The organism is Lishizhenia sp. (genome assembly GCF_057456495.1).
In genome coordinates this window covers 1-2,532 of sequence record NZ_JBVCPV010000281.1, presented here as the reverse complement: position 1 = coordinate 2,532, position 2,532 = coordinate 1, and the positions used below count along the sequence as shown (strand labels likewise).

3 protein-coding genes are annotated in these 2,532 nt (G+C 36.4%); 2 read left to right on the top strand and 1 reads right to left on the bottom strand.

Translation table 11 applies throughout. The annotated features are described in order from the left end of the window. Both AC22ZQ_RS14045 and AC22ZQ_RS14040 read left to right on the top strand, forming a co-directional pair. A partial coding sequence (locus AC22ZQ_RS14045; RefSeq protein ID WP_318959392.1) for a uroporphyrinogen decarboxylase family protein occupies positions 1–785 on the top strand: 785 nt, incomplete at its 5' end. Positions 786–795: 10 nt separating this feature from the next. Beyond that, entirely contained in the window at positions 796–1,974 is a 1,179-nt protein-coding gene (locus AC22ZQ_RS14040; RefSeq protein ID WP_318959391.1) for an OmpA family protein, read from the top strand. Positions 1,975–2,301: 327 nt separating this feature from the next. Here AC22ZQ_RS14040 and AC22ZQ_RS14035 read toward each other — a convergent pair. Next, positions 2,302–2,532, bottom strand: a 231-nt coding sequence (locus tag AC22ZQ_RS14035; RefSeq protein ID WP_318959390.1) for a hypothetical protein, incomplete at its 5' end; no start/stop codon positions are given.

The following is a 2,532-nucleotide window of genomic DNA, read 5'->3' as shown; positions in this document are numbered from 1 at the left end:
CTATGGGCTTGGAGTATCAGTTGATTGAGAAAAAAGGTCCTTGGTTTGAAAATACCATCAAGTCAGAAGCTGATTTAAAATGGGCGGAGGCTGATATTGACGTAGAAGATAGATTGTCTTACGTTTTAGAAGCAATTAAGATTACCAATAAAGAACTTGCAGGTCGTGTTCCTTTGATTGGTTTTGCAGGTGCTCCTTGGACAATTTTCTGTTATATGACAGAGGGTTCAGGTTCAAAAACCTTCTCAAAATCGAGAAAGATTTTGTACACAAATCCTTCTTTGGCACATGAGTTGTTAAATAGAATCACGGATGTGACCATTAAGTATTTGAAAGCTCAAATCAAAGCAGGAGCGCACATGGTTCAGGTATTTGATTCTTGGGCAGGAATATTAGGAAAAGAGCAGTACGATGAATTTGCTCTTCCTTACATTCAGAAAATTGCAGCGGCCATTACTGAAGTACCGGTAACTTTATTCTCTAAAGGTGCTTATAGATCAATAGCTGATTTAGCCAATTGTTCGTGTAACACTATAGGGCTAGATTGGAATATGGATATGGCGAATGCTCGTAAAATTGTTGGAGAAACCAGAACACTTCAAGGGAATTTAGACCCGTGTGCATTGTATGATTCTCACAAAAATGTGGAGCTAGCAACGAATAAATTATTAAATTCATTTACAAGTAAAAGGCACATTCTTAATTTGGGTCATGGTGTTTATCCAGATATTGATCCAGAAAAAGTTAAAACTTTCATAAACACAGTAAAAAACTATGAATTATAAAACTAAAACAATGAAAAAACTATTTACCGTAATACCCTTAGTGGCAATTTCACTTTTCTCTTTTGGTCAAGATGAAAATGAAAACTTGGTGGAAAACGGAAGCTTTGAATCAGTTAAAGGTAAAGTTCGTCGTTTAGGACAAATTGAAGCCGCTGAAGGATGGACAGCAGCAACTGGAGCTGGTGCAGATCTTTTTGTTGGAGATAGCAAAATGCCGGATGTAATGACACCGGAAAACGTTATGGGAACTGAAGATCCTAAGGATGGTATGAACTACGCAGGAATTATATCATTTTCTTACGGAGATAAGGAAGAGAGAAATTACATTACAACAAAATTTTCTTCTCCCCTAAAAAAAGGTGAGCGTTACCGCGTTGAGTTTTATTGTTCTTTATCTGACTTATCTAAATATGCTACAAACAAGTTAGCAGCACATATTTCTAAAAAAGAACCAGGATCTGATGAGAAATTGAATTCATTGGTTTTTGAAGAAAACCTTATTCTTCATCCAAAAGAAGAAGTTTTTAACGGAATGTTTGGATGGGATAAAGTATGTGGTGAATACATTGCAAAAGGTGGTGAAAAATACATCACTATCGGAAACTTCACCAATACTTCTGATGTTAAAAATGAGAGAATTAGAAAACCAAAAGATGTAAAAGGAAAGCAAGTTATTGCTGCATACTACTACATTGACGAGGTGAGTGTACGTTTGTTAGAAGAAGATGAGAAATGTGAGTGTAACTATGAAAAGGCACCGAAACAAGTTTCTCAGTTGGTTTTCCAAACAGCACCTTTGATTACTAATGATATGACAAGTGCAGAGAAGGTTTCTGCTCAAAATGTATATTATGCTTACGGTAAATCTACGGTTACACCAGCAGGGGTAAGTTCATTGAAAGCTGTTGTGGCTGAAATGAAGAATAACCCGAATGCTAAATTGGTGATTACTGGTCACACAGATGGGGCTGAATTAGAAGCTTCAACTGAAGAGGATGAGTTGAAAGATTTAGGTAAGAAACGTGCGGAGTTTGCAAGAACTTTATTGGTAAGTTTAGGAGTTCCTGCGAACCAAATCGAAATTGTAGATGCGAAAGCAAATGTTGAGTCTTCTTTAATAGAAGAAGGTGATCCAGATGATTTGAAAATGGCGAAGAACAGAAGAATTAGCTTCGAAATGGTTCAATAACCAAATGAAGGTATAAAGAAAAAGTCTCGGCTAAATTAGTCGGGACTTTTTTTGTGTTATTTACTTTCATTTAAAAAACCCATGCAGGGCATTTTCTGAAAACTTCAGAATGTCATGGTTAGAAACGCAGATGCAAATCTAAAATCTTCTTGGGTTAGCCCTTTACAGGGAGAAGCTCGATATCATTGCACCAATTAATCTCTAAATATTGTAATGTTAAGTTTCAAAAACAACTGCATGGGTCGACCTTGCGGTCTAATCTTTCAGTGCCTTCTAAAAGGTGAAGATCTATTACAAATTTACGCAATTCTTTTTGAAAAAATGGTGCTATTGTAAGGGTTCTATTGTAACAACTGAACCATTGCTTGGTTCCCAGAGTTCTAATCCTTCTGGTAAAACAAATCTGTTGTCCGTATTTACTTCATCAACTTCTGCTGCATTAGAATAAAGTACGGTTCTTACTTCAATTTTATCGGTGTATACAAAGATGTATTTAAAGCTATCGTTCATGTCCGCATCTCTTGTCCATGATTTTTGGTCATCAGCCGGACGAGGAGG

What these genes read in the sequence shown, in the direction of transcription:
- AC22ZQ_RS14040 (WP_318959391.1), top strand. Translation starts at nt 796, where the DNA reads ATGAAAAAACTATTTACCGTAATACCCTTAGTGGCAATTTCACTTTTC.